At 44.8% G+C, this 24,556-nt stretch carries 26 protein-coding genes and 1 riboswitch; of the genes, 7 read left to right on the top strand and 19 right to left on the bottom strand.

Features of this window, described 5'->3' with window-relative positions:
- The first annotated feature begins 234 nt into the window (after positions 1-234).
- Entirely contained in the window at positions 235-921 is a 687-nt protein-coding gene (locus tag L4D19_RS18235; RefSeq protein WP_428453658.1) for a hypothetical protein, read from the top strand.
- Between the two features lie 101 nt (positions 922-1,022).
- On the opposite strand, the gene L4D19_RS18230 is transcribed toward L4D19_RS18235, so the two are convergent.
- Both L4D19_RS18230 and L4D19_RS18225 read right to left on the bottom strand, forming a co-directional pair.
- Entirely contained in the window at positions 1,023-1,481 is a 459-nt protein-coding gene (locus L4D19_RS18230) for a hypothetical protein (RefSeq protein WP_428453657.1), read from the bottom strand.
- A 130-nt stretch (positions 1,482-1,611) separates the two neighbouring features.
- The gene (locus tag L4D19_RS18225; RefSeq protein ID WP_428453656.1) at positions 1,612-2,157 is read right to left on the bottom strand and encodes a nicotinate-nicotinamide nucleotide adenylyltransferase; all 546 of its coding nucleotides are present in this window, start codon (positions 2,155-2,157) and stop codon (positions 1,612-1,614) included.
- A 183-nt stretch (positions 2,158-2,340) separates the two neighbouring features.
- Between L4D19_RS18225 and nadE the strand changes: the two genes are divergently transcribed.
- Positions 2,341-3,177 (top strand): NAD(+) synthase, encoded by an 837-nt coding sequence (gene nadE, locus L4D19_RS18220; RefSeq protein WP_428453655.1) that lies wholly within the window; start codon positions 2,341-2,343, stop codon positions 3,175-3,177.
- A gap of 86 nt (positions 3,178-3,263) precedes the next feature.
- Here nadE and L4D19_RS18215 read toward each other — a convergent pair whose 3' ends face one another.
- The 10 genes from L4D19_RS18215 to L4D19_RS18170 form a co-directional block, all read right to left on the bottom strand.
- Positions 3,264-3,779 (bottom strand): HD domain-containing protein, encoded by a 516-nt coding sequence (locus tag L4D19_RS18215; RefSeq protein ID WP_160649255.1) that lies wholly within the window; start codon positions 3,777-3,779, stop codon positions 3,264-3,266.
- 170 nt (positions 3,780-3,949) lie between these two features.
- Entirely contained in the window at positions 3,950-4,123 is a 174-nt protein-coding gene (locus tag L4D19_RS18210) for a YoaH family protein (RefSeq protein ID WP_428453654.1), read from the bottom strand.
- Positions 4,124-4,190: 67 nt separating this feature from the next.
- Positions 4,191-5,453 (bottom strand): NnrS family protein, encoded by a 1,263-nt coding sequence (locus L4D19_RS18205; protein ID WP_428453653.1) that lies wholly within the window; start codon positions 5,451-5,453, stop codon positions 4,191-4,193.
- Between the two features lie 102 nt (positions 5,454-5,555).
- Positions 5,556-6,422 carry a DUF2861 family protein gene (locus L4D19_RS18200; RefSeq protein WP_428453652.1) on the bottom strand — a complete coding sequence of 289 codons (867 nt, stop codon included), beginning with the start codon at positions 6,420-6,422 and terminating at the stop codon, positions 5,556-5,558.
- Positions 6,422-7,093 (bottom strand): response regulator transcription factor, encoded by a 672-nt coding sequence (locus tag L4D19_RS18195; protein ID WP_428453651.1) that lies wholly within the window; start codon positions 7,091-7,093, stop codon positions 6,422-6,424. Before L4D19_RS18195 ends, L4D19_RS18200 begins: the two co-directional genes overlap by 1 nt.
- Complete coding sequence (gene vxrA, locus L4D19_RS18190; RefSeq protein WP_428453650.1) at positions 7,068-8,510, bottom strand: sensor histidine kinase VxrA; 1,443 nt, start codon at positions 8,508-8,510, stop codon at positions 7,068-7,070. Before vxrA ends, L4D19_RS18195 begins: the two co-directional genes overlap by 26 nt.
- A gap of 177 nt (positions 8,511-8,687) precedes the next feature.
- Positions 8,688-10,061, bottom strand: a complete 1,374-nt coding sequence (gene pntB / locus L4D19_RS18185; protein ID WP_428453649.1) for a Re/Si-specific NAD(P)(+) transhydrogenase subunit beta — start codon at positions 10,059-10,061, stop codon at positions 8,688-8,690.
- 10 nt (positions 10,062-10,071) lie between these two features.
- Positions 10,072-11,628: a Re/Si-specific NAD(P)(+) transhydrogenase subunit alpha gene (pntA, locus tag L4D19_RS18180; RefSeq protein ID WP_428453648.1), complete on the bottom strand. Its 1,557-nt coding sequence runs from the start codon at positions 11,626-11,628 to the stop codon at positions 10,072-10,074.
- 455 nt (positions 11,629-12,083) lie between these two features.
- A complete protein-coding gene (locus tag L4D19_RS18175; protein ID WP_160649478.1) occupies positions 12,084-12,362 on the bottom strand; it encodes an HlyU family transcriptional regulator in 279 nt (92 codons plus the stop codon).
- A 214-nt stretch (positions 12,363-12,576) separates the two neighbouring features.
- On the bottom strand, positions 12,577-12,768 hold the full coding sequence (locus tag L4D19_RS18170; RefSeq protein ID WP_428453647.1) for a hypothetical protein: 192 nt from the start codon (positions 12,766-12,768) through the stop codon (positions 12,577-12,579).
- Positions 12,769-13,179: 411 nt separating this feature from the next.
- Here L4D19_RS18170 and L4D19_RS18165 point away from each other — a divergent pair, with 411 nt between their 5' ends.
- Entirely contained in the window at positions 13,180-13,989 is an 810-nt protein-coding gene (locus tag L4D19_RS18165; protein WP_428453646.1) for a hypothetical protein, read from the top strand.
- Here the strand turns inward: L4D19_RS18165 and L4D19_RS18160 are convergent.
- Positions 13,986-14,111 (bottom strand): hypothetical protein, encoded by a 126-nt coding sequence (locus tag L4D19_RS18160; RefSeq protein ID WP_281251588.1) that lies wholly within the window; start codon positions 14,109-14,111, stop codon positions 13,986-13,988. The two genes, L4D19_RS18165 and L4D19_RS18160, sit on opposite strands and share 4 nt — an antisense overlap.
- A gap of 9 nt (positions 14,112-14,120) precedes the next feature.
- A riboswitch (FMN riboswitch) is annotated at positions 14,121-14,314 on the top strand.
- A gap of 149 nt (positions 14,315-14,463) precedes the next feature.
- On the opposite strand from L4D19_RS18160, the gene ribB reads away from it, so the two are divergent.
- Positions 14,464-15,141: a 3,4-dihydroxy-2-butanone-4-phosphate synthase gene (ribB, locus tag L4D19_RS18155; protein WP_075767532.1), complete on the top strand. Its 678-nt coding sequence runs from the start codon at positions 14,464-14,466 to the stop codon at positions 15,139-15,141.
- Between the two features lie 443 nt (positions 15,142-15,584).
- Here the strand turns inward: ribB and L4D19_RS18150 are convergent, their stop codons facing one another.
- Together L4D19_RS18150 and L4D19_RS18145 are read right to left on the bottom strand one after the other, a co-directional pair.
- A complete protein-coding gene (locus L4D19_RS18150; protein WP_425439653.1) occupies positions 15,585-16,226 on the bottom strand; it encodes a CatB-related O-acetyltransferase in 642 nt (213 codons plus the stop codon).
- 201 nt (positions 16,227-16,427) lie between these two features.
- Positions 16,428-18,185, bottom strand: coding sequence for a bifunctional metallophosphatase/5'-nucleotidase (locus tag L4D19_RS18145; protein WP_428453645.1), 1,758 nt, complete (start codon positions 18,183-18,185; stop codon positions 16,428-16,430).
- Positions 18,186-18,452: 267 nt separating this feature from the next.
- Here L4D19_RS18145 and L4D19_RS18140 point away from each other — a divergent pair, with 267 nt between their 5' ends.
- Entirely contained in the window at positions 18,453-19,391 is a 939-nt protein-coding gene (locus L4D19_RS18140; protein ID WP_428453644.1) for a YeeE/YedE thiosulfate transporter family protein, read from the top strand.
- Between the two features lie 43 nt (positions 19,392-19,434).
- Here the strand turns inward: L4D19_RS18140 and L4D19_RS18135 are convergent, their stop codons facing one another.
- Positions 19,435-19,830, bottom strand: coding sequence for a VOC family protein (locus L4D19_RS18135; RefSeq protein WP_428453643.1), 396 nt, complete (start codon positions 19,828-19,830; stop codon positions 19,435-19,437).
- A gap of 233 nt (positions 19,831-20,063) precedes the next feature.
- Here L4D19_RS18135 and L4D19_RS18130 point away from each other — a divergent pair, with 233 nt between their 5' ends.
- Entirely contained in the window at positions 20,064-21,731 is a 1,668-nt protein-coding gene (locus L4D19_RS18130) for an ATP-dependent endonuclease (protein ID WP_428453642.1), read from the top strand.
- A gap of 166 nt (positions 21,732-21,897) precedes the next feature.
- Positions 21,898-22,923, top strand: coding sequence for a sensor domain-containing diguanylate cyclase (locus tag L4D19_RS18125; RefSeq protein WP_428453641.1), 1,026 nt, complete (start codon positions 21,898-21,900; stop codon positions 22,921-22,923).
- 14 nt (positions 22,924-22,937) lie between these two features.
- Here the strand turns inward: L4D19_RS18125 and L4D19_RS18120 are convergent, their stop codons facing one another.
- The 3 genes from L4D19_RS18120 to L4D19_RS18110 all read right to left on the bottom strand — a co-directional run bounded on the left by L4D19_RS18120 (position 22,938) and on the right by L4D19_RS18110 (position 24,547).
- Positions 22,938-23,468, bottom strand: a complete 531-nt coding sequence (locus L4D19_RS18120; protein ID WP_428453800.1) for a DUF3833 domain-containing protein — start codon at positions 23,466-23,468, stop codon at positions 22,938-22,940.
- Positions 23,469-23,555: 87 nt separating this feature from the next.
- Positions 23,556-24,050, bottom strand: coding sequence for a chalcone isomerase family protein (locus L4D19_RS18115; protein ID WP_428453640.1), 495 nt, complete (start codon positions 24,048-24,050; stop codon positions 23,556-23,558).
- Positions 24,047-24,547: a DUF2878 domain-containing protein gene (locus L4D19_RS18110; protein ID WP_428453639.1), complete on the bottom strand. Its 501-nt coding sequence runs from the start codon at positions 24,545-24,547 to the stop codon at positions 24,047-24,049. The genes L4D19_RS18115 and L4D19_RS18110 overlap by 4 nt, the downstream gene beginning before the upstream one ends.
- Between the last annotated feature and the right edge of the window lie 9 nt (positions 24,548-24,556).

Below are 24,556 nucleotides of genomic sequence, written 5' to 3'. Positions count from 1 at the left end.
GCAGATTTATCAGTTTGCCCAATGACATGACGCAACTACCTGCCTGGTTGGAGGTCATACCACATAAATATGGATAGATTTCAGACACATTACCGTAATTTAAGCCACGGTGTCTGTTGTTAGCGTAGCAATTCTTACTAAAAATGCATCAAATCACGGACTAATCCATGCCAATTATTGACGGTTTGCTTAAAACAGAACAATATGTGCGTGCTTTTTTGCTAGAGACTTACTATGAAACAGGCTATAGAATTTTCACACAACATTCAAAACTTCCTACACGTTGGCTCACGCCGCAAAAGTCATACTTCTTATATGATTGTTGTTCAGGAAGGCTCTGCGCTTGTCCGACTTGGTAAGCAAGAATTCTTAATCACGAAAGGTGCCGGCTTCTGGATCCCTTTTGACTGCCTACATGCACTCACCATTCTACCGGGAACTCAATATGACAAAGTAGAGTTCTCTGCTCGTTTAACAACACCGGTATGTAGAGAAGCTGGCTTTTTCTCTGTCAGTAAGCTTTTAACGGCACTGCTTGTCGAATTGCGCCAAGAATTCAAAACGCAGTCAGCTGATAGCCTTGACGGTCCAGCTGGCAATCTATTGCGTGTAATAGCTGATCAAGTTGCTAAGTTAAAAGTTAAAACAAACTCACTCTGTCCTGCCTTGCGCAATGACTATAATGGCCAGCTCAGCCAGTTGCTAAAAGGTGACAGGGTAACGGATAAACCAGCACTGGCGGCCATTTCGGAGATCATTGGCTTCTCAAGCAGTGAGCTTGAAGCATGTATAATAATGCGCGAGGCGCTTAAGCTATCCCGTTCAGGCCGTAAACTTGAGCAAATTGCGGATACGCTGAATACGCCGAAGGACACGATTTCCGCACTAGCAAAACCGATTCTTGGACTAGAACTCAACTAATCAACGGAATAGGCTGGAACGAAATAGAAAAAGCGACGTGACAACGTCGCTTTTAAAATTGAAACAGTAAATTTGATGCGGTGACCGATGGTATATTATGGCTACTGAAAGGGGATCTCTACTTGCAGGGAGATATCATCAAGGTTTTCGCCATGCCAGCGATAGTCAACCCTGACGCGCGTTGAACGACCGTCTTCCCCACCCACGCCAAAGCTCATTTGTAATCCGTGGTTTTTAATCCACTCTTCAGCGTCTCTCATTGTCTCAATATCGGGATCTTCGTACTTGGCCGGGACCCAGACACCCAGGCCGAAAAATTGTGAATTTGACTTTGATTTGGACGACACTACTGGCGAACCATTGCTGCCTTTCCAGTCATCCCAGAAATCACTTTCAGGCTTTGACTCAGACTCCCATGCTTGCTGGGTTTGTTGACGCTCGGCAGGAACATAATAATCTGGTGGCGAATCGTTGATAACGCTGCAAGACGTCGAAAAGGTTTTTTGCTCTTCGACCGTCATGCCAGCTAGCTGACTTGCTGTAAATTGTTCACAAGGCATAGCCCAAGCGTAAGCGCTTATTGAACTGGCTATGAAAGCATAGATATATGATCTTATCTTACAACTGCTCAAAACAAGCCTTCCGATACCATGGTGAAATTACAAGGTCACCCGATATCGTTATTGCTTGTCAGTGACCCTTGGTGCTGGTCTCGTGAAAGCAATAACGCGTTCGGTCATCAAGCATTCTAGCCACTGTTGGAGTCGTTAAGTGTGAGATGGAACGCTTATTGACAATATTATCACGTAAATTTGTGCTTCGTATGCTAACCGTCTCCGGACATGCCAGGATTTGCCATTTTTTGACAATTTCCTGACAATTGAAAAACTTCGCAAAATTAAGAAAGTTATCCGGGCCAAGCACAAATGTAAGCTCTGCATCTGGAATTTGCTGCTGCAACTTGCTGAGTACTGCATAGGTCGTTATAGGCTCGTTACCGACAGCCATCTCTTGCTCCAACCGTGATAGCTCAAGGTTAGGTAGGTTGAGATCATCGATAAAAGCATCAACCAATTCACAACGGGCATCATAGTCGATCATCACTTTTCCCCACGCATGCGCATAGCTTGGCAACAGTAATACGCGGTCGAAACGCTGCAGCCTTTCTAGCACAGATTTATGCCCTAGGCTGGGTGGATTAAATGCGCTACCAAACACGGCAATTGATGCTGTCATGACTAGAATGCCCCTTTTTTATACCGATTTATCATTAATTTGGATTTATTGTGAGTTCAGGATTGATCCTGTCTTAGAGTTATCGCATGATTTTGGTAAAGATTTAATGCAAACCTGAATTTTTTTGCATTCGGTTGAGCTAAATGATTAGAAACTGGGCAACGCCCTGAGGATTCATTCACTATGGAACAGCTTATTCGCGCAGAGATGCGTGTCCTGCCAGAAATTGATGTCGATTTCGAAATTCAACGCCGTGTCGGTTTTATTCAGCATAAACTGAAGCAGGCAAACTGCAAGTCTCTGGTTCTAGGGATCAGTGGCGGTATCGATTCCACACTTTGCGGTCGATTGGCTCAGCTTGCAATCAACAGACTGAATGACGAAACCAACACGCAAGATTATCAATTTATTGCAGTTCGTCTACCTTACGGTGAACAACACGACGAAGACGAAGCACAGCTGGCTCTTTCATTTATTCAACCAACCCACTCCATCAGTATAAACATCAAAGACGGTGTTGACGGTACCCATGCAAGTACCCTCGAAGCGTTGGAAGGTACGGAGCTTTTACCTACATGCCACAACAAAGTCGACTTTGTAAAAGGCAATGTAAAGGCACGTGCCCGCATGATTGCCCAGTATGAAGTAGCTGGCCTTGTTGGCGGTATGGTTCTGGGTACTGATCACTCAGCGGAAAACATTACCGGCTTCTATACCAAGTTTGGTGATGGCGCTTGCGATCTTGCCCCTCTATTTGGCTTGAACAAACGTCAGGTACGTCAGCTTGCTGCCGCACTGGGTGCTCCTGAACTTCTTGTGAAGAAAGTACCGACGGCTGATCTGGAAGAGCTTGCGCCGCAAAAACCCGATGAGCATGCGCTGCTGGTAACTTACGATCAAATAGATGACTTCCTGGAAGGAAAACCGGTTGAGACTGAAGTTGCAGAACGTTTAGTTGAAATCTACCAGGCGACGCAACATAAGCGTCAACCAATTCCAACAATTTACGACGAAGAATAATTCGACGCCAATAAGCTAATATACGTAAAAAGGGGCTAAGGCCCCTTTTTACGTTGTGCTGTATAGTTGCGCTATATTATTCCTTGTTACGATGCTTCCGAATACTTGAGTAAGTTATCCAATTCCCACCAGATAGCTTCGCATAGGCCTTTTCGATAAACCGCTTGCTTAAAATCCGGGTGTTCTTGTTGGTATAAATGAAAGTATTTCTCGGTACTTTTTGAGCTTGCTCTTACATTAGCAAGACGGTCACATGCTTTAACAATTAAAGCAATCCTGGCCGCCTCTTCGTCGACATCCAGAGCACCTAAGCGAAAATTTATATCTGCTTTTCTAGCCGCTCTGTCTTCAAGCTTACCGTCACTCATATAACCAACAGCATCGGCGACCAGGTAGCCAAAATCAGCCGCCAGTTCATCAATACTCGTTGGAGTATCTTCAATAACATCATGTAACTGGGCGACTATCATCGCATCTGTGCCAAATGGACTAGCTAACCGTGAAACCGCATCGAGATGGACATAATAAGGAACAGCACCGTACATTTGATCTTTGTGTTTAGCACGAGCAAGTGTACGAGCTTTCAGGTAACGGTTATTCATCCTGCCCCCTGTGCAAAAGTCCTTATAAAAGCTAACTTAATTATTCTATTTCAGCATCAGTCTGTTTGCTAAGGGTAGATATAGCTCTTGAGATTTATCGCACAGTTTGATGAAAAAATAGGCACCCAAAGGTGCCTATTTTCATAAATGAATTAACTTAAAGCGATAAGCTATGAGTCTGTTTCACTCTGTGCCGCTTGCTTTTTCGCGTCAGCTTCACGAATTTCATTGGCAACAATCATAATTGCCTCTCCACTGCTGATACCCTGAGCCATCAGTTCATGTATCTTTTCTGCAGCCTTTTGCTGTTGTTCGTGGGTCAATGTCGGCACGTTGTTAAACATAGCGGTTCATTCTTATCGATATAAAGGGAGCGTTATTCTAGGGATAATCAAGGTGCTTGTCACCTATTTATCCCGGACGTCCATCCAATCGTGACTTGGTTAATATCGGATAATACACAACGGTGAATATCGCAAAGGCAACTGCCCACAGAATCGCCGATAAGATATACCCATCAAGCATCAATGTTGGGAATAGCATCACGACTACAGTTCGAATTAGCGCTGATGCCATTAAGGTTACAAAAGCCGCCACCATGACACGATTGATCTGCAAACTTCTTCCGGTATGGCCAAGAGAAACACGCGCAATCATCGCCAGAATCATACACCCAATACCACCAACGGTAATGAAATGCAGCGCTACACTGTAACTAACATCTCCCGTTTGAAAGTGAACAGCAAGTAGAAGCATCCCTAGAATCATAAACATATAGGCAAAGTGCAACAGCCACAGCAGAGGTGTTTTCAGAGTAGAAAACGAACGCCAGCGTACAAAACGAATTAGGTTAAATATGCTGGTTGCCGCTAACAGCAGTGGTAAAGTGAACTCACTCAATGTCGCAGGTACTGGCAGCAGTACGTTAGCAAGCAGCAGCCAGCTTGGTATCAAAGCTCCTAGTTCAATCCACTTAACACGGGTGATCTGCTCGGTATTTGTTCCCCGCCATGTAAAGAACGGAATGACCCTGCCCCCAACAACGAGTACTATTACCGAAACCACAATCAGTGACATGAAGGATACTGAGCGCAGATCGGCTTCACCAACACCAAGCGCCAACATATGAAAGCGAGCGTTAAGATACGTAAGCAGCAAAATCAAAGGGGCAAAAAACAAATTGTTCCATTGCTTGCGTATAAAAATCGGCTTTGCAAGGAAATAGGCGGCCAAAGGCATCCAAAGCAGATCAAGAATCATGATTGCTGTGCTTGGTGTACCAACAAGAAGACCGATGCGGGCAAGCAACCAAAGCATAAATATTGAAGCCAGCTTCCAGCCTCGTACACCAGGGTTTCCGGTCCAGTTTTGAACGGCAGTCAGCAAGAAGCCGATAATGACAGCACCGGTAAAACCAAACAACATTTCATGGCTATGCCACCACAACGGATTGCCATACATCAAAGCACTGAGATCAACACTCCCAGACCAGAATAGAGCCCAAAGCAGCATTGAAATCACTGAAAATGCGCTGGCTCCAAGAAAAAAAGGACGAAAAGCTAAGCGAAAAACGGGGATAATTCGTTGTTCTTTTTCGCTATCGAGGATCTGCATCATAGGTAAACCTAAACCCACATCTAAACATGCATTAATAATACACCTTAAAAGGTACAATTAAAATACATGTTTATAAATAAACATATCCCAGATGTGGAACAGGCTTCCCCTATTTACAGCTATTCGTTTTAAAACAATTATTTAGAGTGTATCTGGCTATCACAAACCAGGATAATCAACAGGTCGAGTGATAGTTTGGATATCTAAAACCGAGATATCGCCCTGCCAGCGGCTTTCTATCAGACCAACACTCAACCAGTAACGCCCATCCGGAACATCAATTTTGGGCAATGTTGTCGGCAGCCGGCCATCAACATCTTCGGTCCAGAGCGGAGTCCACGTAGTGTCATTCAGATCATACAGACTCATCGAAAGTACAGCTGACGGACAGGCAGGATCCGGTAAACGCCCTTGCTCGATACGCCAATTTTTACTGTCTTTCCAGCCTATTCGTTGCTTGACGGTGGGTTCGGTCAGCAAGATCCAATGATTGAAGCTGTCTTCACCATCAGTATTAATGGTTAATTGATACAAGCCAGCACCGATTGGCTTCTCAAGCCGTCGGGTCTCAACAGAAAAATAGCCACCTTCCTCTACGTTTGGTGTACTGGCGATGATGTTTTGATTTGGCCACTTCGTCAGTTTGACTTCGGCAATATTCGATTGAGTGACTCCCGCTATCGATAACTTAAGCATGGTCTGATTAAGGTTCTGAATAACTTCACGTTCAATCGATAAGTTAGGTATCCACGGCGGTAGCACCTTCTGCGCCAGACTTCGTCCGCAATCTTCCGTAATTGCCAGCTTGAATAACGCATTGAGATTACTTTGTTGATCTTGATTTGGATCCTGCTGCCACGCCTGAACCATACTATCAAAACTGTCAGACGTCTTACCTTCAAGCAGCCTTTGGTGGGCAACAGTGTATGCATCTTGCCCTGTAAACCAGTTTGCAGCCACACTCGGAGCAGCTAGCACCGAGTGCAGAATAAACAGTGAACAGGTATACGAAATCTTACTCTTCACTACGACGATTTCATCCGATAACCTACCCCACGCAGTGTTTCAATTTCGATACCTACCAGCTTCTGGCGTAGCTGCAGGATATGCGTATCAACAGTACGTGTTGTAGGGTAATGATTGTAGCCCCAGACTTGGTCAAGAAGCTCGTCACGAGTGAACACTCGGCCAGAGTTCTTTGCCAAGAATACCAAAAGCTCAAATTCAGTACGCGTCAAAACAATCACATCACTGCCCTTTCTAACCTCTCGGCTATCAAGGTCAATATCGATGTCACCCACAGATATTACATTGGCAACAGGCGCTTCTTCTGTACTCGTACTGGCAGAACGCAGGTGTAAACGTATCCTTGCCAGCAGTTCTTCTTCTGCGAACGGTTTGGTCAAATAATCTTTCGCCCCCGAGTCCAACCCGACAACTTTGTCTGACACTGATACCATTGCAGTAAGCAGAATAACCGGCACATGCTTAATCAAGAGCCAGTCGTTTAAATAATCCAGCGAGTCACCTTCCGGTAACTGGCGATCCAACACGACCAAATCAGCATTTGGCCATAAATCAGCAACCTTTGTCGCGCAATCGGCGTACAGGCATTCATAGCCAGCGTCTTTTAAGGCTTCGAGTAAACCATCGGCAAGGTTGCGGTCATCTTCAACCAGAAGCAGAGTTTGATTCACACGGTATCTCCAAAATAAATGTTGTAGGAGGGCCTTCAAGCTTCATGCGCCCTCCCATTCTACGAATCATCGATTCAACGATTGTAAGGCCAAGCCCCAAGCCTTTTTCACTTACAAAGGGCTTCCTTAATCTTGCCCAGTCCTTAGAACCGAGCGGTCCATTGTCTTTAACCCTTACAATTAGTTTTCCGTCACGGAACGATGAAGTTAATGTAACTGGCGCTGTGCCATATTTCTGAGCATTAGATAACAAATTATCAATACATGTGCCCAGCCAATAAATATTTACGTTTACGGCTCTGTCTTCGCCAAGTTCGAGAGATACATCCTCATACGGTTCACTGAGGTATTCAATCCATTCATTGAATGAATCAACCTGCTGAACACTCAGCTCCTGCTGGTTAGCCTGCAAATAGTCCTTGCTGGCTTCAGCAAGCTGTCGAAGTCGTCTTGAGTCTTCCGTCAAACGTCTGAACTCATCATATAGACTTTCGGGCAAAGCATCAAAGTGACGTCTAAATCCTTCAACAGTCAGTGCCAAGCTGGCGATCGGCGTTCTTAGCTCATGGGTGAGTATTTGCAGTACTAGCATGCGTTCCTGCATGGCACGACGACGAATACGTAAACGATATGCTCCCCAGCCAATCAATAATGAAACATTGGCAACAAGTAGGCCAACCAGCAAATAAAATGTCAGGTGGGATTTATCCACTTCCTGCCAACATAGGTTGCCGCTTTTAACCAAACAGAAGTCAGTCTGGTTCAATCGGCTAAAGGTAACATCATATTTATCAAGTGCGAATGACCATGTTGGCTGATCATAAATATGGTACTCATTGCCATTTCTAATCCAAAGTTCGCCATTAGAGATAAAAGTCTCTGCCCCAGCGATAAACACCTGAATTTCATTACTGCTCATGCGCTGCAAACGACCAAGAATAGTATTCGTTGGTGCCAGTTCCCTTTCCTGGATATGCAAAAAACCATCAAGCTGTTCTGCCGAGTCAGGGTGTTTGCCCAGATAACGGGAAGCATAGCTTCCACCGCCAGGATGAATATAGCCAGAGCGTACAAACCACCCCTTTGGCAATACTGTGTTGTTACAAATAGCCCTGGTGAATACGACAGGCTGAGTAACCAGTGGACTGACAGGCCATGGACCTTTGCAAGTTATTGCGTTGGTATAAAGCCTTTTCAGTGATTTGAGCGGATAAGCTGCCGATTGGGGTAACAAACTAGAAGGTAATAACAGCGAGTTTGGGAAGCGGCTTTGAAGCTGACGAAAGTCGTATGTCGCTAAAGGCTCACTATTAAGCAGCTCTGAGCGCACCGCGCTAAGTCGATCGGGTAAATTCTCAACTGAAGCCAGGTTAGGCCCTGAAACCAATAGCAAAATTAATAAGACATACTTTTTCATAAGCAAAGTGTATCACTCAATGCCCCCCTATTGTCAGAAAATTGTCATTAGTTTAAGACAGTTATGAAACGAGCACTTTCGTGCTACTAAAGTGATTGTTATTTCTGGCAGAATTTTTTCATAAAAAAAATGGGAGCCCTAAAGGCTCCCATTGTTGTCTATGTCAGTATGCAAACATTAGATATGTTCAAGGATCTTGTTACAAGAATCTTTTGCATCACCAAATAGCATTTGAGAGTTTTCTTTAAAGAACAATGGATTTTGTACACCGGCATAACCAGGGTTCATTGAACGTTTAAAGACGATAACATGCTTGGCATTCCAAACTTCCAATACAGGCATGCCTGCGATTGGGCTGTTTGGATCTTCCATCGCTGCTGGGTTCACTGTATCGTTCGCGCCGATTACCAATACAACATCCGTCTCTGACAGATCATCGTTGATCTCATCCATTTCAAGAACGACGTCATAAGGTACTTTCGCTTCAGCAAGCAGTACGTTCATGTGACCAGGTAGACGACCCGCTACTGGGTGAATACCGAAACGCACATTAACACCTTTCTTGCGTAGCTTGTCAGTGATCTCGTGTACTGGATACTGCGCCTGGGCAACTGCCATACCGTATCCAGGAGTGATAACCACTGTTTTAGCGTCGCTAAGCATTTCAGCGACTTCTTCAGCCGATGCTTCACGGTGCTCGCCGTAGTCTTGATCCGCAGACTCAACTACTTCAGTACCAAAGCCACCGGCAATAACGCTGATGAACGAACGGTTCATTGCCTTACACATGATGTATGAAAGGATTGCACCAGATGAACCAACCAGAGCACCTGTTACGATTAGCAAGTCGTTCGCCAGCATGAAACCAGCTGCTGCCGCTGCCCAACCTGAGTAGGAGTTAAGCATTGAAACAACAACAGGCATATCCGCACCACCGATTGAAGCAACCAGGTGATAACCGAACGCAAATGCAATCAAGGTAACAAGAATAAGCGCGAATGTTGAACCTTCTACATTAACGAAGTAGAACATCAGAAGAACTGAAACAACAATCGCAGCCAGGTTTAGCTTGTGACGGTGTGGAAGCATCAGAGACTTAGAGTCAATAATGCCACGCAGTTTACCGAACGCTACAATCGAACCAGTAAAGGTTACCGCACCGATGAATACACCAAGGAACACTTCAACAAGGTGAATGTTCAATAGCGCACCAGTTAGATCACCATGGTCGATGTAAGTGTTAAAGCCAACAAGAACAGCAGCCAGACCTACAAAGCTGTGAAGAATAGCAACCAGCTCTGGCATTTCAGTCATTTCAACTTTCTGCGCCAGACGGATACCAATAGCTCCACCAATTACCATCGCCAGAATAATCCAGCCGGTTCCCTGTGCTTCAGGACCGAAAATAGTGGCAATCAGCGCAATAGCCATACCCGCAATACCGTAATAGTTACCGGCACGTGCGGTTTCTTGCTTGGATAGACCCGCAAGAGACATGATAAAAAGTACCGCAGCAACAATATATGCTGCTTGTACGATTCCTGCAGACATGTGTTACTCCTTATTTGTCTTTACGGAACATTTCAAGCATCCGCTTGGTGACAAAGAAACCACCAAATATGTTGATACTTGCAATGAGTACGGCAATAAATGCTAAGAGAGTTACCAAACCGATACCTTGACCGATCTGCAATAGAGCACCAACGATGATGATGCCGGAAATTGCATTGGTAACAGACATTAGCGGTGTATGCAGTGCGTGCGTTACGTTCCATACAACGTAGTAACCCACAACACATGCCAGTACGAATACCGTAAAGTGAGAAAGGAATTCAGCAGGCGCGTAATTTGCGATCCAACCAAATGCTGCAATACCAGCAGCCATCAGTCCGTATTTCTTCGCCGGAGAAGCAGGCTCTTCTTTTACCTCTTCTGGCGCAGCAATTTCCTGAACTGGCTGTTGTGGCTGAGCAGATACCTTGATAGGTGGCGCAGGCCAAGTTACTTCACCTTCTTTGATAACAGTAAGACCGCGTAACACTTCGTCGTCGAAGTTGATATCGATATTACCGTCTTTTTCTTTGCAAAGAAGTTTAAGCAGGTTAACCAGGTTTGTACCGTACAGCTGAGAAGACTGCGTAGGCAGACGACCAACCATATCAGTGTAACCAATGATCTTGACACCATTATCGGTAGTAATAACCTTGTCAGCCTCAGTGTAAGCACAGTTACCACCGTTTGCTGCGGCAAGGTCAACGATAACACTGCCCGACTTCATTGAATCAACCATTTCTTTGGTGATCAATTCCGGTGCCGGACGGCCAGGGATCAATGCAGTTGTAATGATGATATCAACGTCTTTGGCCTGCTCTGCGTATAGACGCTCGGCAGCTTTGTTGAACTCATCAGACATTTCTTTTGCGTAGCCATCACCAGTGCTGGTGTCTTCCTTGTAGTCGACTTCAAGGAATTCGGCTCCCATGGATTCAACCTGCTCTTTAACTTCAGGACGAACGTCAAAGGCACGAACGATAGCACCCAGGCTACCAGCAGCACCGATAGCAGCAAGACCGGCAACACCAGCACCCGCAACAAGTACTTTGGCAGGCGGTACTTTACCAGCTGCAGTAATTTGGCCCGTAAAGAAACGTCCAAACTCGTGAGCTGATTCAACAACAGCGCGATAACCGGCAATGTTAGCCATCGAACTCAAGGCATCAAGTGCCTGAGCACGAGAAATACGAGGCACTGAGTCCATTGCCATTACGTTGATGTTTTTGCCTGATAGCTTTTCGAGCAACTCAGGATTCTGAGCCGGCCAAATGAAGCTGACAAGGCTTGCGCCTTCTTTTATCAAGTCAAATTCGTCAACGCCAGTTTCATCGTTTACCTGCGGTGCATTAACTTTCAGAATAAGATCTGACTGCCATACTTCCTCAGTTGAAACGACTGTCGCACCCGCAGCTTCATAAGCTGCATTGTCGAAACTTGCGTGTATACCAGCGTTTTGCTCAATCGCAACACTGAACCCCATTTTTATAAGCTGATCAACCGTTTTAGGTGTCGCAGCCACTCGCGTTTCATTGGCGAGTATTTCTTTTGGCACACCAATTTGCATTATTATTCCCTGAACATTGGCAAAGAAGTAACGATTTTGTATCCAACCCACTCAGTAATATCAAGTACTTTGTAGGAATAATACAAAACTTTCCAACATATACGTTGTTATTTACAACGAATGTTACCTTCTAACAGAAATAAAAGAACGTTTATAACACCTGGACAGAGGTCAAACCACGAATAAAATTAACAAAATACGCACGAAAAGCTGCATAAATCGCCATGCTTACCGAGTTTAACCATCTAATCGTCCAAAACAGCACTCTGATTGTGCAGAATACTTGTTTAAAACTCACCAGAAGAAGATACGCCTTGAAAGCTTAATTGGCATAACTTAAGCCTATCTATCCCTGATGAAGTTGCGTAAAACTTACTACTTCCCAGTAGCACCACCTGCCCAGACAAAAACAAAAAAAGCCAGTGGCAGGTACTGGCTTCTTTTGAATAGAATTCTCACTGAAACATGCTGTCGCCAGTTTGATCGATGAACATCTTCGCTTTGTTCAACATAAACTCTTCAGCATCTTGCTTTGATGCAAGTAAATCTGAGCGAATAAATGTATGAGTTTTCATCTCTCCATCAATTTGCTTGCAGATCCGGCCTGCTATACGGAATTGCCCGCCTTCAGCAATAGGTTCTGGATAGATCAGATAGCCTTCGTATTCTACAGGCTCCACCTCAGCAACCTTGCTTTCTTTATCTAACCCAAACAGTTTTGAGAAAAAACCCACTAAATTCATCTCCGTGGCTTATACACATACGGGACCATAATGCCATATTCTTGAAAAAAATAATTAAACCAAGATTAAAATATGGCAAAAAAGATCAATAAAAATGCCGCCCACAGAAACAAGAGTGCAACAATTCAGATAAGATTAATTAAAGAATACAAAAACGCCGGCAAAAGCCGGCGTTTTTTTGATGTCCTTTGGTTCTGACTTGCTGCTATCGGTACAGGCCGATGTCTTTTTGCAGGTGCGCAGGTAAATCAGAAACATTATATTGCTTAGGCGTTTTTTTACCACCAAGCAAGATATCCAATGCGTGTGCAATCAATCCTTTGATGTTAACCGCATAGGCTTTTTTGTCCATTGCGGCTGGGGTTGCGATGGTGTCAAAATTCAGTGCCTGTGCCATGATTGCCTCTCTTTTGTTGTATTTTTGAACTGAGGTAATCTTAACTGCTTATTTTTCCTTCCAAAAATGACAATATTTCCATATCAGGATTAGTTTTCCTAATGTGTTAAGTTGCAGTTAAAAGGGCAAAAAAAGCCTAGTCTAAAGCTGCAAGTTTTATGCATAAATACCCGCAAAAACACCCTTCAATTGCTTGTTTAGCATAAGCTTGCATTCGGCCTACTTTTTGTATAACAATAATGCAACATATCATAAGAAAATAAAATTATGCTGAGCTTCCTATCACGTCATTCGTCTCTATTACTTATCATTGCAGCTGTATGCGGGTTCGCATTTCCATCAGCTTCCGCAGCCGTATTTCCCTACCTTCCCTATATTTTATTTTGCTTAATGCTCTTTACGTTGCTTGGCATGCAACAGCGCGAATTAATCAAAATGCTGGCACTGCGCTCTGTGTGGCTATATGCCGGCTTTCATTCCGTGTTCCTCTCACTCGTAAGCTGTTCTATAGCCCTTCTTGCTGGCGCCAGCGCCTCACTAACGCTTGCTATATCAGCTGTCGCTGCCACAGGCTCACTATTTGCCACGCCTGCCATAGCTCGCTCTGTAGGCCTTGAGCCCCAAAAAGCAATGGCCATAACCATCTCTTCGACACTGCTAATGCCTGTTGTGCTCTATGTGAACTTATTGCTTTTTCAGGACAGTAGCTTTTCACTGGATATGCAAAGCTACCTTCAGCGTTTGGTTATATTCATTTTTGGCCCAATGCTATTTTCTGCAGTGTGTTACCGTGTTGTTCCTCGTAACCTGCTCAGCCGGGTACATTCAAAACTATCCCAGGTAACTATCTTATTAGTGCTGGCTTTTCCATTTGGCCTGATTGGTCCTTTCAGGGAAGTATTCGATCAATCATATTCAGCAGGTATCGTTTTCTTCTTTATTGGACTAGCTATTTGCGCCTTATACTTTCTTGCAGGTTATGTAGCCTACGCCAGGGCTGGTATCAATGAAGGATTACTGGCAGCGATTACCTCAGCTAATCGTAATGTACTGCTTACCTTTACCGTTGCAGGCAGCTACCTGGGGCCCGATTTTTTGATCCTGATGGGGGCAATTCAACTACCTACCTATTGTTTGCCTATGCTCGTCAAGTGGCTCAATCGCTATCTAAGAAAAAGTACTGTACTCAAGACATCAGCGTCCTCCAATGCTGATATCTAACGACCAAGGAAGCTGGTTGAAATCCGCGCGAACTCTGATGACAAATCACTCAGCGAGCCATCCAGTTCAAACTTATGCGCCAAAATCGACACTTTCTCTTGCTTGTATCGGTTGATTTCCATAAGATTTCTTCGAATTCTCAGGGCGGGGCGAAATTCCCCACCGGCGGTAGTTCAAACAGCAGAGTTTGCCATTTGAAAAGCCCGCGAGCGCTTAAAAGGTTTGTTACGCAACCAACCTTTTAAGGTCAGCAGATCTGGTCCAATACTTACTATAAGTATCAATCCAGAGCCGACGGTTATAGTCCGGATGAAAGAGAATCGGTGATGGCCCTTGGCCATAGGCTTTTACAATACAAATGCCGATGCAAGTTGGCTTTGTTATACCTTTCTGTAAAGCTATTTTAGCATTGGCTAAAACGCTGACTTTTCACGCCCTGATTCTGGTATCTTTTTTATTTGGAGTACTTTTACCATGAATCAGTCACTACTATCCCCTTTTGGTACGCCATTCGAGCGTGTTGAAGCTGGTCTTGATGCAATCCGCAACGGTCGCGGTGTTCTTGTTGTTGACGATGAAGATCGTGAAAACGAAGGTGACATCATTTTCTCTGCTGAAACACTTACCGCAGAACAAATGGCAATTATGATCCGTGAATGTTCAGGCATTGTTTGCCTCTGCCTAACTGAAGAGCGCGTCGAGCAGCTTGAACTACCAATGATGGTTGAAAACAATACCAGTGCAAACCAGACTGGATTCACCGTCACTATCGAAGCGGCCCATGGTGTAACTACAGGCGTATCTGCAGCCGATCGTGTAACGACAATTAAAGCGGCAATTGCAGACGGAGCAAAACCTGCCGATTTAAGCCGCCCTGGTCATGTATTCCCACTTAAAGCGAATCCTGAAGGTGTACTGGCGCGTCGTGGTCATACCGAAGCAACTATTGATTTGATGAGGCTTTCAGGCTTGAAGCCTTACGGTGTACTTTGTGAGCTCACTAACCCAGATGGCACAATGGCCCGCCTGCCAGAAGTAATTAAGTTTGGTGAGAAATTTGATATGCCTGTACTGACAATCGAAGATTTAGCCGCTTATCGACTAGCAAAGGAAGTCGCTAATTCTGAACAGCCAGAGGCTATTACCGCTTGATAAGCGAGAAATGATACTAAAAAGCCGCGACCAAGCGCGGCTTTTTACCGATCAACGCATTCATTATATTCACAATAGGTATATCCAAATAGTGTTAAACGCCAGCTGCTGGGATAAAATAAATCAACACAGACCAAGCTGAAATCCACCCAGTTACCATTGCCACATCGACCCAATCACGACTCATACCGCATCTCCACAATTACTTACCTGACTACCTTTTATCGTCATAGGCTTTTAAGTCTTTAGTTTTTTTTTGCATCTTTCTATTAATTAGCTGAATTATTTTTAACTTGCTCCCAAATATATTCCCCTCCTGAATAAATGAAAAAAGGAGCGCCATTTAAATGACGCTCCAGACACTCAAATTACAATATTTTGACGACATTTGACGGCAATAAAGCGCAATTTCGATGCAGATATTACGTTAAGATTCTGAGACTTTACTCTTGTTCATAGTCTTTGATTGCCCTTTCAAGGGCGGTCAAATCAGAGCTGCATAAATAAGGCTTCAGGGAATCGAACTTATCTTCAGGCCAACTGTAGATATCAAATTCCACCAATTTATCTATCACCTCACGGGAAAAACGATAGCGTATATGCTTTGCCGGATTGCCTCCGACAATACTATAGGGCTCAACGTTCTTGGTAACGACACTATTGGCGGCTATCACCGCTCCCTCACCTATTGTAACGCCAGGCATAATCATTGCCCGCATACCAATCCAGCAACCATCACCTATATGGGTATCACCTTTACCGATATAGGATTCTTCAATATGATCCATAAACGGGTAGAGTGAAAACCAATCAACCCGGTGGTTATGGTTTCCTCCCATCAAAATGACAACTTCTGCCGCGATACACACATAGTCACCGATATAGAGTTTATCGACTTCCCATCGTGTGGGCGCATCACGGGTTAGCTCATCACCGAGCAGGTAACGAACCACGGATTGTTCAAAACCATCGTCCCAATAATCACTGTAATAACTGTGATTGCCCTTAACGACAATATTTTTATTGGTGACAACGTCACTAAGCAGTTGAGTTTTTGTCCAAGTTTTATTTGTCAGTTTTTTCATGGCATCGCCTATATCAGTCAATCAGCTGACTGTTTCGTTATTTGCTCTGCACCACGGAACGTTATGAAGTTTGTCCAAACAAACCCCGTCGTCTATGGCGATAATTCTACGTCCGGAGAATTATCGCCGCCTTGCTAACCCTTGGTTGGTTTAGCAACGGCCTATAAAAGGTGTATTGATTCATTTTGGTGACTTATCTAATCAGGCGACAACCTGAGAGCATTCGCATGGAATATAGGAGATCAGCGTTTCTGTCGGTGCAGCCAACGCCCCCATTTCTTTTGCATACGTTGAAAAAGCATCTGCCATCGTTACGTTGAGTGTCACTGGTTCAGAAACGCAGTCCAGCAACGCACTGTAGCCTTCTTTACCCGTGGCCGTATAACCAGAAGAAACCGAGGTATAAACCGTCTCATCATCAATATCGTTCCAGATTCCATCCTTGAACGTTTGCAAGCTTTCGATTCGCAAACCAGGTGACGAACAACAACGATAGGTGAAGCGCAAATGTGATGTATAAGGGAAGCTGCCACTCCCTGTTCCCTCAACACCATTATCAATGGCATTGTTAATCGCCCCTTCCAAAGCAGCCCTGATCTGCCTACCTTTCACCTGATAGACCATTAGTTCAATCGCGAAAGGAAGCAATTTACCGGCAATATCAGCCGACGTAATTGGACCAGGGTTAAGCGAGGCTCTAACCCCACCAGCATTGTGAATGGCAAAATCAACGTCATGACCCAGCTGCCGCCCCTTCCAGACAAAGCTATCAACCACCAGCGGTGCTATCTGGCTTCCGCCTTTATGATCGGGGATCCTGACATGGCGTAAAGGCTCCACCGCTTCTGCAATATGCTGTGTTTGAAGCTGACGTACATCAGGACGGTAGTCTGTGTTGAGGATATTCTCTATAAACGGGTCTTTGGCACAAAAGCGAACATTTGCTTGTGCCTTCAGATACTGTTTGACCGCATCATGGCTACTTTCGTCAAGGTGCTCACTTCGCGTTGCATCCACAGTAAATTGTCTTCCCAACAAGAGCTGGTTTGCCCCGCTAGCACTGGCGACAGTACCATCCGAATTAAAATCAAGTTCAAGCTGCCCCAGTGCCAATGCATTGCATCCAGCCTGTACCACACAGGTACCGTTTACCATTTTCGCGTAGGAGTCAGTGACACCGTAACCGATATTGGAAAAGTCGCCCTGCATTGTATGGGTATGCCCACCGATAATCGCACCAATTCCATCAACCTGAGAGGCTAGCTCGAGATCCCGGTCATAGCCAAGATGGCTTAGCAAAACGATTTTGTTGATCCCTTGCTGTCTGATAGACGAAATGGTTTTCTCAGCAACGCTCACAACATTGAGGAAATATGTATCAGGATCAGGGTTGGCAATACCTGCCATATTCTCAATGGCCAACCCAAAAATCGCGACCGGTTCACCCTCAACATCTTTAACGATATAGCGGCCATGATCATTGGTGTTATCGAATGCGTAAACATTGTTCTTGCTACGGAGCGGATTAGGCTTGGATTGGTTTTCATCCGCCAAATTCCAGTTGGCTACCAACAGAGGGAAATTAGCCTGATCCATGAAATCAGCAACAACGCCATTGCCCATGTCCAGCTCATGATTACCTAACGCCATAGCTTCTACACCAATTGCATTGAGCAATTTTGCATTTGCCAGGCCTTTATAGAGCGAGAAGAACAATGTGCCCTGAAAACAGTCGCCAGCATGGACAAACATAAATTCACGCCCTTTCAGGTGTGCCTGCATTTTGACATCCTTAACCGCTGACGACACGCGGGAGAACCCACCACAGCTTGCATAAACCGACGTCTCCGCGTCCAGTACTTGCTCGGGCAAACTGAGTGATATCGAAGAAGGTTCAAAGTGTGAATGTGTGTCGTTGATATGCGCGATTGTTAATTTCGCTGAGCGGTGCATTGTCATATAGGCTTATTGCTCTCCATTTCTTTCTTTATCTCTGGTATAAGACATCATCATAATACAATATGACTCAAATCACATAATTTCCTGATACATTCTTTTACACAAACTAAGTTTGTGACATTTGACAAGATGTATGAGAGTTCTAGTAGCACTTCATTCGATATGTCTTTACGCCAAGCCATAGACACTCTWCCTCGGCGAATCAGCCTGAGCCTGACGTATTATAGTTAAAAGATAATCACTACAAATTTATGACAGGGCGATATCATGCTTGGTTATCTGTTACCTATTATTCTTGCCTGCCTAGTCGGCATTCTTGCTCAGAAAACAGGCCTTTGTATGGTAAGAGGTGTTCAGGAGCTACTTGCCAAACGCCCCGGATTTCTTGTCACAATATTATGTTGCGGGTTTTGGTTCTGGCTCGTCACCCCCTACGCTATTGAAGACAGTGTCAGCCTCGCAATGAACCGCCATTCCGTCAGCACTCCGTTCATCTTGGGGGGATTACTGTTCGGGCTGGGAGCAGCCATCAATAAAGGCTGCTCTATATCAACCATCACCAAGCTATCCAAGGGCCATTACCATATGTTTGCTACGGTGGGCGGATGGCTCATCGGATGGTGCTTACTCGCCTCTATTCCCACAGTTCTTAACTACACACCACTCGCACCGATAACAAGCCCCTCCGTTACCGTGATTGTGGTGTTGTTTGTTCTTGTTGCGATCATCATGTTTAGGATACCGCCGCAACGAAGACCGATTCTTCTTGGCATCATATTATTTGGTGTTATTGCAAGTATTCTTACATACCAGGTACCTGAATGGTCACCCAGCCAGCTGTTCAAAGACATTTCGGCCGCCAGTATTCACGGGGAAGCAGAGAAATGGCCGCCTCTGCAACGTTACCTAATACTTGTCGGCCTTGTGTTCGGAATGAGTATCAGCGCAAAAAAACGACTATCAGTCCAGGAATTTGAACTAAGGCCAAGCCAGATTATCGTCCACTTAATTGCAGGAATAATCATGGGCATTGGCGCTTCATTGGCATTAGGTGGCAATGACTCACAATTACTTATCGCTCTGCCATCTTTCTCACCCGCAGGTGCCATTACTATCTTCTGTATGATTGCGGGGATCACTTGCGGGATCTTGGTCAGAAAAGCTATCAAGCATGTTACTGACAGAGCGACGGATACTGACCAGTAAAACTGGAGAAAGCCCTATCGCTCATAGTCACGCATATAGCTGTTTATTGGTAGCGGCCATGGCGTTGCAGGAACTCAACTTTATAACCATCAGGGTCCTGAACAAAGAAGAACTTCGCCAGTAATACACCGTCACGGAAGAATTCTTTTATCTCAGCAGGCTCATACCCAAACGCCTCTAGTTTCTCATGTTCTGCTTCCAAATCATCAACCGCAACTGCGATATGACCATACCCTGTACCATGAGTGTATGGCTCTTCTGTACCTTCATTCCAGGTCAGTTCGAGTTCCATATCGTTTTCTTCATTGCGCAGATAGACAAGGCTAAAGCCTTCAAAATCCAATCGCTCAGCAATATCAAGATCAAGCGCCTGCTTATAGAATTTCAATGATTTATCAAGATCCAGAACACGGATCATAGAATGGATTATCTTAGCCATCTGACAACTCCAGTAAATTATTTATCTTTTTCAATTACACCTAAGCAGTTGAAGGTTAAGTCAAATGCCGGCAAATTCAGTTTTCCGGACTATATCAACCTGACTGAATAACAACAAGCTTTCAGTCTAATTTGGCGATTGAGTCTTTAAAATCAATGAGTTCTTACTGTTCTGTGAGCTTGACACGCACATATACGACAAAGGTGCTGTACTCTAAATATTAGAGGTGAACTATGCAGCTAAACCGAATTGAAGTTTCTGGATTCAGAGGGATCAAACGCCTATCACTGACTTTTGATGAGTTAACAGTGCTTATCGGTGAAAACGCCTGGGGTAAGTCTTCATTGCTCGATGCGTTAAGTATCGCCCTCTCTCCTGATACCAAGTTTTATAATTTTAAGTTCTCAGATTTTCATGTCGACTACACGGCAGGTCATACCAAGATGACCCAGTTGCAGATCGTTCTTCATTGGAAAGAAGACTATCCGGGAGAATATAAGCTACGTAAATACAAGTGCTTTGCTCCCCTTTGGGTTGAAGGTAACGATGATATCAAGCACCTTTACTATCAGCTCGACAGCATTGTCAAAGACGACAAAATCATTAATCACCGTGCATTCCTCAATCAAAACGGCCAAGTTATAGATTGCGACGACAATGACAAACTCGCTCGCCAGCTGATGATTTTACACCCTATTGTCAGGATTCGAGATGCGCGCAGGCTGCGTACTGAACCCGTTAGCAGCAATGGTAACGGGAATGGTCATAGCAACGGTGACAAAGAGAAGACTGAAAACGCGCGTATCCAACGGCGCCTTGAAAACACCTGCGAACGGCTCATGACCCGACCGGGGCATGTTAGTCCTGAAGAAATTAAAAGCAGCATTAATGCGTTAAGAACTCTGGTTGATCATTATTTCGCTTTTACGCCACACAATCGCTCAAAGGATTTTAACCGCGCTCACTTTCCGGTCAAAGCTCAGTACGCCGTCAATCCCTTGGAACAACTCACCCAACCACAGATGACCAAACAAGGTCGACTGGTGCTAATGGGCTTACTCAATGCGTTTATCCGAGCAAGAGGGCCGGTTGAACTGAAGCGTATTTCGCGCCCTATTATGATCCTCGAAGATCCAGAAGGCCGACTTCACCCAACCATTCTGCACCAGGCCTGGTCATTTATTATGAATATGCCTATGCAGAAGATCTTAACGACTAATAGCCCGGATCTAACGAGTGTTGTGCCGTTACACACGATCAAAAAGTTGATTCGTGAGCCGGACCGTACCCATGTCTATTCGATACTTCCAAAGAGGCTCAGCCGTGACGAAGAAAGACGAGTAACTTTCCATGTTCGGCTTCATCGGCCCAATGCACTGTTTGCCCGTGCCTGGTTGTTAGTCGAAGGGGAAACCGAAGTCTGGTTGTTCAATGAATTTGCCCGTATCTGCGGTTATAACTTGGCCGCTGAAGGTGTACAAATTATTGAGTTTGCACAAAGTGGCCTGAAGCCGCTCATTAAGGTAGCAAGGAGCCTGGGAATTGAGTGGCACCTCGTCGCTGACGGTGATCTGGCCGGTAAAAAATATGCCGATACTGTCCGAAATTTATTGGGCAACGAAGCCGAACGCCACCGACTAACCGTGCTGCCTAACCGGGATATCGAACACTTCCTGTTTAACAATGGTTACGAGCCTTTGTTCCGTCGTCTGGCAAACATCCCACATGATAGCCAGGTACCGCCCAAAAAGATTATATTGAGGGCCCTTAAGCGTCACGCAAAACCGGATGTTGCGCTGGCCATGGTTGAATATACTGACGAAGATAACATTGAAGAGATCCCACTGCTGCTTAGGTGGATACTCAAACGGATTGTTGCGATGTCGCGGGGAGTCAGCTGATAAATCACTACCACAATTGACAAATATATTATGAGGGTCACAGTTTCACAATAAATATCAAAACTTCGACGCCTTGGCTTTGTTGCATAAACGTTATTGGATAAAATTAAAAGATAACTATTAAAAGCAACTCTAATAATAAACAGTTAGCCTGAAAGGAAGTATTTTGATTAACGAACTTCTTCACGCGCACAGAGCTTTCAATAAAATCCTGCGGATGCTCGCCCTGGGACAACAGAAAGAGGAAATGCTCGAACAGCTGATTGACGTTACCGAGAACATCTACACCGATCGGTTGACATCAATCATGCTGCTCAATCCAAAAACAGACACCCTTCACTGTGCCTGTGCGCCCAGTTTACCTGAGTGTTATAACAAAGCGATTGAAGGTATTCACATCGGGCCAACCGTTGGCTCATGCGGGGCTGCTGCATACCATAGACAGAAAGTGATCACTGAAAACATCGATACACACAGTAACTGGGATCACTTCAAAACCATCGCTTCCAGAGCCAATCTTTCCTCCTGCTGGTCTGTTCCGATCTTATCCTCTAAGAACAAGCTATTAGGTACTTTCGCCACTTACAGTCGCAAACCATCAAGCCCCTCGCCTTTCGAGCTGGAAATTTTAGAAATGGCGGCATCGGTATGCGCTGTTACACTCGAAAAATACGAAATTGAAGAAGAGCTAATGCAGTCTGCAACCTATGATTTTCTCACCAATGCCTATAATCGGCGGGCATTTTGTCAGAAGTTGCAACTAGAGATCGATGACTACAACAAACACGATGACTACGTTGCGTTGTTTTATATCGACATCAACAACTTCAAGACAATCAACGATCAGTATGGTCATGCTTTTGGTGATTTGGTCCTGGTCGAAACAGCAAAACGCTTAAATAAGCTGAGCTGTGACACAGGCGTTGTCGGGAGGCTGGGTGGAGATGAATTCGCTTTGCTATCAACATTTGAAGACAAGAACGCATTTAGACGCCAGCACAAACAACTCCTCAATGATATCGGGGGAGGCCTTGCAATTGACAATGTTAACTGTTCGGCTTCAATTGGCTATACCCTAATTCAGCGGTGTGACATAGATGAATACGACATTCACTCACTGCTTTGTCTTGCTGATTCTGACATGTATGAAGCGAAACAAAAATATAAACGTCAACTTATGGCCAGTTGCTGAACCTGAGCCGACTATTATTGCTTTTCAAAAAACAATGTCAGTGTCCCTACCCTAACTCCCCATTTAGTCATTGTGGCGATGTTAAATACCCGCTTATGATCTTGCCTGTACATCCAGTCATCAATACTAATATCGTAAGTCGTATCATCAACCGGAATACGGAGTACATATTGCCAATTAAGCGCATTACCGACTGACTTGCCTGTTGCCAGCCCAATGACGTCACCAGCCCGTCCTGAATAATGCCCATCACTTGTACGTGTAATCACCCAGGTTCGCTGTTGCTTTTCGCCGTCATCGAAAATAAAGTCCTCGTCGAGCGTTAACGTATTGCCTTGTACACGTCCCTGAATCACCACTTCAAAACGTCTGGTCTGCTTTCCGTCTCTGTCCTGTAACATTCCCCAGGCCATAACAGTACCGTCAAAATACTCAAACAGGTTAAAATCCGGTTCTGTTCCCTGATATTCATCAATCGATAGAGAGCAACCAGGAAGCAATAATACAACGGCCGCCATGACAAGCCGTTTCAACGTAAATACCATGTAGCCTCTCCAAATCTTCATGCCTTTTCCAAGCTTGCTTTCTCAGGCTTTTTTTTCGTGTATGCCTTATATTTACAGCTAATGAACTTAGGCTTGCCCAATCAGTTGACGACGAATATCCGGGTAGGAAGTCCTTGGAGATAGCCAGATATGAAGAAACGACATTGACATTTCTTGGTCTGTCAGCACTCCAATTTGACGGTTATCCTGATAGAAAACACCTCCAGCCTGCTCAATGACAAAAATCAACCTGTCCCCCTTTTGTACATCCGGCCAGATTTCAGCCAAACGTGATAACCATGCCTGACGTTTCTGTGCAGAGATCCCCAAGTGCTTCCATTGCTTATCGGTAGCTTCCAGCAGATCTTCTTTATCAACGTTACGCTGATACTTGATCACTAAGGCAAGATCTTCAGTATCGTTGCGATAAATTCCCGTTGGCGTTCTCAGTTCGGAATCATAAATCACCCAAGGTCCCCATTTTAGCCGAGCATCCCCGACAGTTGGCCAGCTTTGCCATGGTGTCTTGGCTGTTGCTGTCATTACGGCCAACAGGAAAGTCAATGCTATTACTACCTTCATACACCCTCCAACTGTTGCCTGTTACATCTATTGAGAAGCGCTAATACCAATACCGAAAAACATAACCAGCACACCAAAATACAGATAAGGGTAATCTCGATGCCTAACGGCCACATTACGGCTCCGAACCGGTAACCGGCAAAATAGCTCATGGTCCCGCCTATACCGCCCAGCACCACTATGATGTATGGCGAGTTAGCCACTATAGTCTGGCGCACTATCCAGACAAAGGATCCAAAACCTAGCCAAAGCAGCACTAACCAAATTGGAAAAGCATTAGCTGCAAACGTGTAGAGACCCATCCAGCTAAGCATCAAGTCCATCAGCACACCCGTTGCGCCCAACATCAGTCCAAACCGCCACGTCCCCTGGTAACGCCACCAGCAAGCGAGCAACAAAATAGCCAGAAGCCAAACAAACTGCCCCTGACCTATCACCGCCAGAAACCAATAAACATTAAAGATCAAACCAATAATCAGTAATTGACGAGCAGGCATACAACCTCC

This window comes from Photobacterium kasasachensis (assembly GCF_050336885.1).
Taxonomy (GTDB): Bacteria; Pseudomonadota; Gammaproteobacteria; order Enterobacterales; family Vibrionaceae; genus Photobacterium; species Photobacterium kasasachensis.
Note: the sequence above shows the minus strand (reverse complement) of the source record. Positions and strands in the feature narration are given on the sequence as shown.

What these genes read in the sequence shown, in the direction of transcription:
- L4D19_RS18235 (WP_428453658.1), top strand. Translation starts at nt 235, where the DNA reads ATGAAACAGGCTATAGAATTTTCACACAACATTCAAAACTTCCTACAC.
- L4D19_RS18230 (WP_428453657.1), bottom strand. Translation starts at nt 1,481, where the DNA reads ATGCCTTGTGAACAATTTACAGCAAGTCAGCTAGCTGGCATGACGGTC.
- L4D19_RS18225 (WP_428453656.1), bottom strand. Translation starts at nt 2,157, where the DNA reads ATGACAGCATCAATTGCCGTGTTTGGTAGCGCATTTAATCCACCCAGC.
- nadE (WP_428453655.1), top strand. Translation starts at nt 2,341, where the DNA reads ATGGAACAGCTTATTCGCGCAGAGATGCGTGTCCTGCCAGAAATTGAT.
- L4D19_RS18215 (WP_160649255.1), bottom strand. Translation starts at nt 3,779, where the DNA reads ATGAATAACCGTTACCTGAAAGCTCGTACACTTGCTCGTGCTAAACAC.
- L4D19_RS18210 (WP_428453654.1), bottom strand. Translation starts at nt 4,123, where the DNA reads ATGTTTAACAACGTGCCGACATTGACCCACGAACAACAGCAAAAGGCT.
- vxrA (WP_428453650.1), bottom strand. Translation starts at nt 8,510, where the DNA reads ATGAAAAAGTATGTCTTATTAATTTTGCTATTGGTTTCAGGGCCTAAC.
- pntB (WP_428453649.1), bottom strand. Translation starts at nt 10,061, where the DNA reads ATGTCTGCAGGAATCGTACAAGCAGCATATATTGTTGCTGCGGTACTT.
- pntA (WP_428453648.1), bottom strand. Translation starts at nt 11,628, where the DNA reads ATGCAAATTGGTGTGCCAAAAGAAATACTCGCCAATGAAACGCGAGTG.
- L4D19_RS18170 (WP_428453647.1), bottom strand. Translation starts at nt 12,768, where the DNA reads ATGGCACAGGCACTGAATTTTGACACCATCGCAACCCCAGCCGCAATG.
- L4D19_RS18165 (WP_428453646.1), top strand. Translation starts at nt 13,180, where the DNA reads ATGCAACAGCGCGAATTAATCAAAATGCTGGCACTGCGCTCTGTGTGG.
- L4D19_RS18160 (WP_281251588.1), bottom strand. Translation starts at nt 14,111, where the DNA reads ATGGAAATCAACCGATACAAGCAAGAGAAAGTGTCGATTTTGGCGCAT.
- ribB (WP_075767532.1), top strand. Translation starts at nt 14,464, where the DNA reads ATGAATCAGTCACTACTATCCCCTTTTGGTACGCCATTCGAGCGTGTT.
- L4D19_RS18150 (WP_425439653.1), bottom strand. Translation starts at nt 16,226, where the DNA reads ATGAAAAAACTGACAAATAAAACTTGGACAAAAACTCAACTGCTTAGT.
- L4D19_RS18145 (WP_428453645.1), bottom strand. Translation starts at nt 18,185, where the DNA reads ATGACAATGCACCGCTCAGCGAAATTAACAATCGCGCATATCAACGAC.
- L4D19_RS18140 (WP_428453644.1), top strand. Translation starts at nt 18,453, where the DNA reads ATGCTTGGTTATCTGTTACCTATTATTCTTGCCTGCCTAGTCGGCATT.
- L4D19_RS18135 (WP_428453643.1), bottom strand. Translation starts at nt 19,830, where the DNA reads ATGGCTAAGATAATCCATTCTATGATCCGTGTTCTGGATCTTGATAAA.
- L4D19_RS18130 (WP_428453642.1), top strand. Translation starts at nt 20,064, where the DNA reads ATGCAGCTAAACCGAATTGAAGTTTCTGGATTCAGAGGGATCAAACGC.
- L4D19_RS18120 (WP_428453800.1), bottom strand. Translation starts at nt 23,468, where the DNA reads ATGGTATTTACGTTGAAACGGCTTGTCATGGCGGCCGTTGTATTATTG.
- L4D19_RS18115 (WP_428453640.1), bottom strand. Translation starts at nt 24,050, where the DNA reads ATGAAGGTAGTAATAGCATTGACTTTCCTGTTGGCCGTAATGACAGCA.
- L4D19_RS18110 (WP_428453639.1), bottom strand. Translation starts at nt 24,547, where the DNA reads ATGCCTGCTCGTCAATTACTGATTATTGGTTTGATCTTTAATGTTTAT.